7 protein-coding genes and 1 other RNA gene are annotated in these 5,863 nt (G+C 60.2%); 5 read left to right on the top strand and 3 right to left on the bottom strand.

Annotated elements, in window-relative coordinates:
• Nucleotides 1–354: 354 nt before the first annotated feature.
• On the top strand, nucleotides 355–957 hold the full coding sequence (locus tag QB898_RS12735) for a hypothetical protein (protein ID WP_279525254.1): 603 nt from the start codon (nucleotides 355–357) through the stop codon (nucleotides 955–957).
• Between the two features lie 182 nt (nucleotides 958–1,139).
• Here the strand turns inward: QB898_RS12735 and QB898_RS12730 are convergent, their stop codons facing one another.
• On the bottom strand, nucleotides 1,140–1,730 hold the full coding sequence (locus QB898_RS12730; RefSeq protein WP_050714408.1) for a YggT family protein: 591 nt from the start codon (nucleotides 1,728–1,730) through the stop codon (nucleotides 1,140–1,142).
• 344 nt (nucleotides 1,731–2,074) lie between these two features.
• Here QB898_RS12730 and QB898_RS12725 point away from each other — a divergent pair, with 344 nt between their 5' ends.
• Complete coding sequence (locus QB898_RS12725; RefSeq protein WP_279525253.1) at nucleotides 2,075–3,295, top strand: aromatic amino acid transporter; 1,221 nt, start codon at nucleotides 2,075–2,077, stop codon at nucleotides 3,293–3,295.
• Between the two features lie 88 nt (nucleotides 3,296–3,383).
• Here the strand turns inward: QB898_RS12725 and QB898_RS12720 are convergent, their stop codons facing one another.
• Together QB898_RS12720 and QB898_RS12715 are read right to left on the bottom strand one after the other, a co-directional pair.
• Nucleotides 3,384–3,599, bottom strand: a complete 216-nt coding sequence (locus QB898_RS12720) for a YgaP family membrane protein (protein WP_279525252.1) — start codon at nucleotides 3,597–3,599, stop codon at nucleotides 3,384–3,386.
• Between the two features lie 52 nt (nucleotides 3,600–3,651).
• Nucleotides 3,652–4,014 carry a carboxymuconolactone decarboxylase family protein gene (locus QB898_RS12715; RefSeq protein WP_279525251.1) on the bottom strand — a complete coding sequence of 121 codons (363 nt, stop codon included), beginning with the start codon at nucleotides 4,012–4,014 and terminating at the stop codon, nucleotides 3,652–3,654.
• Between the two features lie 54 nt (nucleotides 4,015–4,068).
• Between QB898_RS12715 and QB898_RS12710 the strand changes: the two genes are divergently transcribed.
• The 3 genes from QB898_RS12710 to hpnC form a co-directional block, all read left to right on the top strand.
• Complete coding sequence (locus QB898_RS12710) at nucleotides 4,069–4,395, top strand: ArsR/SmtB family transcription factor (protein ID WP_279525250.1); 327 nt, start codon at nucleotides 4,069–4,071, stop codon at nucleotides 4,393–4,395.
• A gap of 478 nt (nucleotides 4,396–4,873) precedes the next feature.
• Nucleotides 4,874–4,970, top strand: an RNA gene (ffs, locus tag QB898_RS12700) — signal recognition particle sRNA small type.
• A 62-nt stretch (nucleotides 4,971–5,032) separates the two neighbouring features.
• The coding region (hpnC, locus tag QB898_RS12695; protein WP_279525249.1) for a squalene synthase HpnC at nucleotides 5,033–5,863 on the top strand (831 nt) is incomplete at its 3' end.

Here is a 5,863-nt window from a genome sequence, read left to right as displayed (position 1 = left end):
TCGAGACAGTCATGTGAGAGGAAAGCGCTCAGAGACAAAAGGGCGCGCATGGTAGCGCGCCAGCCTGTGAAGCGGCCTGCCTGGCCGGCATTTGCCACTTGCTTCGGCTTCAGATGAGCGGATACGTGTTTCGTATGAAGGTTATTTGCATGGAAACCCATGCGACAAACAGATGCCAGAGCCGTCGCATTGAGGCTATTTCTGGTTTTGGGCTTTTGTTGGATATTCCGAAGCAAGGAGTTGATATATAACCCCGAATTGGCAGGCCACGAAAAACATGCGCGTGGCAATGAATAATATGATTCCGAACGAAAATGCGCCTGCCACACTGCCTCTTGATGGAGACGCTGACAATTGAGCAAAACCCTTTCTTCCCTGATTCATCATTTCATTCTTCTGGCAAGTGGAATGTTCATCATGACTTTTACAGCAGATACCGCAGCCGCCTCCGCGCTGGAGCGCGTTCTTGACCAGGCGGAGGCCGAATTGAACTGGCCTCGATCACAAGTGGAAGCCAGCGTCATTGACGTTCTGACGCGCGACGGCTGCACGTTTTATGGCGTGCGAAACAAGCAGCAAATGGATGGCCCCCGGTATGGATATGTTGCGCTGCCTGACGGATCTATTTTGGGCGTGCGCGAAGAAAACCGGGCCGAACGCACTTTGAATGTATGTGGCCGGGGAGCCGATTCCGTATGGTGGGCCGGCGTGATTGCCCGTCTGGAAAATGCAGGGGGCGTATTGGTGACTGAAACAGCGCCCCTGGCTATTCAGCAAATCAGGAAAGCAGGCATTGAAAACGTCTTGCCAGACATGAAACGCAGCGCCGACGGGACGGTTTTATTGCATTTTCATACCTATGATCTGGACCGGAATCTGATTCATCAGGTTGATGCAATTCTGCCACCCCAGGGGCATTTGGAGATCAGGAAATCCGTCATTCAGTCATCAGACTGAAACCGTGAACAGGACGAAGCGGGGATGGGGCTGCGGAAAGAATGGCTCAAGGGTGGCTTGGCTTGTATAGCTGGCTGCGCGGAGCTGTTTTTTCGCATTCAGGGTCAGACGCTGAAGCGATTCCCGCCGTTTCTGGACATTCCGTGGGCCGCAAGTCCTGGCCGAACGGGCCTGGGCCGCTTTTATTTCAAGAGCAGAAAAACCTGCACCAGCCGCCCCTGCAAGTAAGACACCCCCACGCCCAGTAGATAGAGAACCAGCAGCACGAGCAGCGGTGACCAGTCAATGCCCTTGAACGGCGGCAGCAGGCGGCGTGCGGGGGCCAGCAGCGGGCGGGTGAGACGCTCCAGCCAGCGCAGCTCATCCATGCCGGGGCGCAGCCAGGAAGCCAGCGCGGCCAGCAGCACCATGACCTGCGCCACGGAAAGGGCCATCCATAGCACACCCAGCAGCGCCAGCGGCAGCCATGCGCTCCAAGGCGGCTGGCGCAAGGCCGAGAGCAGAACGGCCTGCCGCAGCAGCTCCAGCACGAAGGCCACCAGCAGGCTGATCACGTCCCAGCGCTGGCCAGGCTGGTTCACTGGCAGGCGCAGCGCTTGTGCCAGCGTTTCAAGCGGAGTGACCAGCCAGCCAGTCAGCACGGTCAGCAAAGGAGCCAGCACCAGTTTTTGCCACGACTCGCCGCGCAGGCGCAGCCATACGCGCAACAGGCACGCGCCCCCCACCACGGAAGCCAGGATTTGTGTCAGCAGATTGAGAAAGTCATGCAGCATGGCGTTTCCAAAAGCAAAAAATCGGTACAGTGGATGATAGACGCTAGCAATCGTTCGCAACGCAATCGTGTGGCGCGTGAGCGCGCGAGGCCAGAGGCGCCTCGCACGAAGACGCGCAAAAATGGCTGGCGGCCTGTGAATTGCGGGCCTGCGTCTTTCACTTTTCATTCAGACCAACAGCATTAATCAATGCGTTTGTATTTGTATAATTTTTGCCTGCTGATGAAACGGGTGGCCTGATGGGATTGACCGATGTGCAGCCAATCAGACGGGCCGCAATGGCGCGATTCGCCTGGAATTGCCTTAAAACTGCCACACTGCACTGAATAACGGAAAGCCTGAACATGAATTCCAGAAATCCCTCCATTTTTGGCGGCGCCATGATCATTGCCGGCACGGTTATTGGCGCGGGTATGCTCGCCAATCCAACGGCTACTTCAGGCGTCTGGTTCATTGGTTCGCTGGCGGTGCTGCTTTACACCTGGTTTTCCATGCTGTCGTCGGGGCTGATGATTCTGGAGGCCACCACGCATTATCCGCGCGGCGCCAATTTCGACACCATCGTCAAAGACCTGCTAGGTCCGGTCTGGAGCGCCGTCAATGGCCTTTCTGTCGCTTTCGTGCTGTATTTGCTCACGTATGCCTATATTTTTACGGGCGGCAATCTCACGGCGCATGCGTTGGAGCAGCCCTTGTGGGTGGGGCAAATCCTTTTCACACTGATTTTCTCGGCTTGCGTTTGGTGGTCGGTTTATTGGGTAGACCGCGCGACCACTATTTTGATTGGCGGCATGGTCATCAGCTTTTTATGGGCAAATGGCGGCTTGCTTGCTTCGGCACAGCCAGATATTTTGCTTGATACGGCTTCAGGCGGCCAGACGCATTACTGGATTTATGCGGGCGCGGCCCTGCCCGTGTGCCTGGCTTCATTCGGCTTTCATGGCAACGTGTCGGGCCTGTTTGACTATTTCAAGGGCGATGCGCGCAAGGTGGCCCGCTCGCTGTGGCTGGGCACATTGATTGCGCTGCTGATTTACGCGCTCTGGCAATTTGCCGTGCAAGGCAATCTGCCGCGCAGTGAATTCGGCCCGGTGATTGCCGCGCAGGACAACGTGGCCGCCTTGCTTGACGCGCTGGCGGGTGTGGCAGGCAGCGGGCTGGTCAGGGTGCTATCGTTTTTCTCCTACATGGCCATTGCTTCGTCGTTTCTTGGCGTCACGCTGGGCTTGCTGGATTACCTGAGCGACCTGTTCGGATTTGACTCCAGCCGCGCCGGGCGCAGCAAGGCCGCCGCTCTGACTTTTTTGCCGCCGCTGGCAGCTTGTTTGCTGTTTCCCACAGGATTCGTGCTGGCAATCAGCTACGTAGGCTTCGCCGCCACGGTATGGACGGCTTTCGTGCCTGCCTTGCTGCTGCATGCGTGCCGCAAGAAATTTGGCGCAGGCAAGGGCTACCACGTGTATGGCGGCCTGTGGCTGATGGTTTGGGTTTTTCTGTTTGGCGTGCTCAACGTTCTGGCGCAGATTCTCAGTCGCGCCGATGTTCTGCCAGTTTTCAAAGGCTGAAAACGCCATTTACGCCTTTTCAGAAGGCCGATTGCATAAAAAAAGCCCGGGAATGCTTTCCGGGCTTTCTTGTGGCATGAATTGACGCCTATTTTTCTTTCTGGCCGGGCGGCTGCAATTTCACCGGGCAGGTGCTCAGGCCCAGCAGCCGGTATGCTGGACAAAACTGGAAAATCCCCGTTACCAGCGGCGCCACGCCGATATAACCCCACCAGCCAATGTAGCCCAGCGCCGCTGCCACAATCAGCGCCAGCCCTACGAGAATACGCAAAATGCGGTCAATGCCGCCAACGTTGAGTTTCATGGCTTGTCTCCTTTCTGGATATGCCTGGGTTGATGAAACCATCGTGGGGAATTCATGCCGCCGTGGCGGTCTTTTCGCCGCCAAATTCCTCGTAGGCGGCCAGTGCGTTGGCAGCATACATCAGGGAGGGGCCGCCGCCCATGTAAACGCACACCGCCAGCATTTCTTCCAGCTCCGCCCGCGTGCAGCCCAGCCGTACCAGCGCCTGTGCGTGATAGCCCAGGCAAGGGTCGCAGCGCGCCGCCACGCCCAGCGCCAAGGCGATCAATTCCTTGGTCTTCTTGTCCAGCGCTCCATCGCCTTGCCCCGCCTGCGACAGCGCGTGAAACGCCTGCATGGTTTGCGGGATATCCTTGCGCAGCGGCCCCAGCCAGGAAGTCACGTGTTCAATGATGTCGCGGTAGCTTTTGCTCATGAAGGTACACTCCTTTCAGTTAAGAAAGCAATAGTATATAAAAATATAGATTGTATGGACGCCTCTGTTCTCTCCGTCACCCCCGAAACCATGCGCAGCGGCGCGGCGGCCGCCGTGCGCATGCTCAAGATGCTGGCCAATGAAGACCGCCTGCTGCTGCTGTGCCAGCTCTCGCAAGGCGAAAGCTGCGTGAGCGATCTGGAAGCCGCGCTGGGCATTCGCCAGCCTACGCTCTCGCAGCAACTGGCCGTGCTCCGCAGCGAAGAGCTGGTCAGCACCCGCCGCGACGGCAAGAACATCTACTACGCCATCGCCCGCCCGGATGTGCTGCGCCTGCTGCAAACGCTGCATGAGCTGCACTGTCCCGCTGCCTCAGGGTGATGTGCCGAAGGTGAATCACGCGAAAGGCGCCAAAGCGCCTTGGCAGATCGCGCCAAGGGAAGTCTGCCCGGCAGTGATAAAGCACGGCATCGACAAACGGTCTCGTGCTTGAAGCGTGCCGGCCAACGCGAGTGACTATTGGCTTGCGTCCGCGTGCCTTGCCTTTCTGTCCAGCGCTTCTCTTGCGGAAAAGGGCAATTGGCTGCCGGAAAGCGGGGGCCGCAGATTTCTGAATGGCCGCCGCAATCCACCTGGCTTTCAGGAATGTGCGGCGCGGGCCTGGGTGAAGAGAAAACGCGGGGCATCAAAAACAGAAGCGGATTCAACGCCCTGAAAACGGCGTTTGCGCCCGTTTGGAGGGAAGTTGCTGCTATCGAATGAAGAGCGAATCCAGGCCGCTGGCCTGAGCCGCCCGGGGCTGCGCATGAAAGCAGGCGGACAGTCTGCGCGCCGCGCCCAGCCACTACAATCGCGCCCCGACGGGCCTTCCCGCATGGGGAAGCGGCCAACCGGGTCAGGTGGGGAACCAAGCAGCCCTAACCGTGGAGCCAGTGCCGGGGTCAAGGCTCGTCATCCTTTCTTCTCTCTCCCATCTCTCCCGCTCCGGTGGCGCGCCTGAACGAAAACGCGCAACGCGATGCCCCCAGACGAACGCCCGCCGCCAGCCGGATTCGCGCTCCAGCCGCCCCAGCCGGTTGAGCATTACGAAAACTTCCCCGTCGCTTCCTGGCTGTGCCCGCCGCGCTTGCGCGCGCCCATTGCCGCCATTTACCATTTCGCCCGCACGGCGGATGACCTGGCCGATGAAGGCGATGCGCCCGCCGCCGCCCGGCTGCGCGATCTGGCCAGCTACCGCGCTGACCTGCTGGCCGTAGCGCAAGGCCAGCCGCCTTCGCCCCGCTGGCCGCAGGTGTTTGTTCCGCTGGCAGCGCAGATGCGCACCTTCGGCCTGCCCGCGCAGCCGCTGGACGATTTGCTCAGCGCCTTCGTACAAGACGTGACGATGACGCGCGACGGCGCCGCCTACGCCGATATGCCCGCCTTGCTGAACTACTGCCGCCGCTCGGCCAACCCCGTGGGCCGCCTGCTGCTGCACCTGTATGGCGTGACGCAAGAGCAGGCCCTGCGCGAGAGCGACGCCATTTGCACCGCGCTGCAACTCATCAACTTCTGGCAAGACTTGAGCGTGGACATTCCCCGTGGCCGCTACTACCTGCCGCTGGCCGAATGCGCTGCGCACGGCATTGCCATCACCGCTCCGCGCGAGCAGTTCGCGGCCCTGCGCCCAGACGACGAGCGCGCCGCCCGCCTGCTGGAATCGCTCACCCGCCACGCCCGCGCCACCATGCTGCAAGGCGCGCCGCTGGTGCATCGCGTGCCGGGCCGCGCGGGCTGGGAATTGCGCGCCGTGGTGCAAGCCGCCCTGAGCGTGCTGGCGCAGACCCGCGCCCTCGGCCCGCGCGCCCTG

This window comes from Ottowia cancrivicina, assembly GCF_029813755.1.
In the GTDB taxonomy this organism is placed as follows: Bacteria; Pseudomonadota; Gammaproteobacteria; order Burkholderiales; family Burkholderiaceae_C; genus Ottowia; species Ottowia massiliensis.
This window is presented reverse-complemented; position numbering and strand designations above follow the sequence as displayed.

Bases quoted from the DNA above. Each gene is read 5' to 3' on its own strand.
- QB898_RS12710 (WP_279525250.1), top strand. From the start codon at position 4,069: ATGGACGCCTCTGTTCTCTCCGTCACCCCCGAAACCATGCGCAGCGGC.
- QB898_RS12730 (WP_050714408.1), bottom strand. From the start codon at position 1,730: ATGCTGCATGACTTTCTCAATCTGCTGACACAAATCCTGGCTTCCGTG.
- QB898_RS12720 (WP_279525252.1), bottom strand. From the start codon at position 3,599: ATGAAACTCAACGTTGGCGGCATTGACCGCATTTTGCGTATTCTCGTA.
- QB898_RS12715 (WP_279525251.1), bottom strand. From the start codon at position 4,014: ATGAGCAAAAGCTACCGCGACATCATTGAACACGTGACTTCCTGGCTG.
- QB898_RS12725 (WP_279525253.1), top strand. From the start codon at position 2,075: ATGAATTCCAGAAATCCCTCCATTTTTGGCGGCGCCATGATCATTGCC.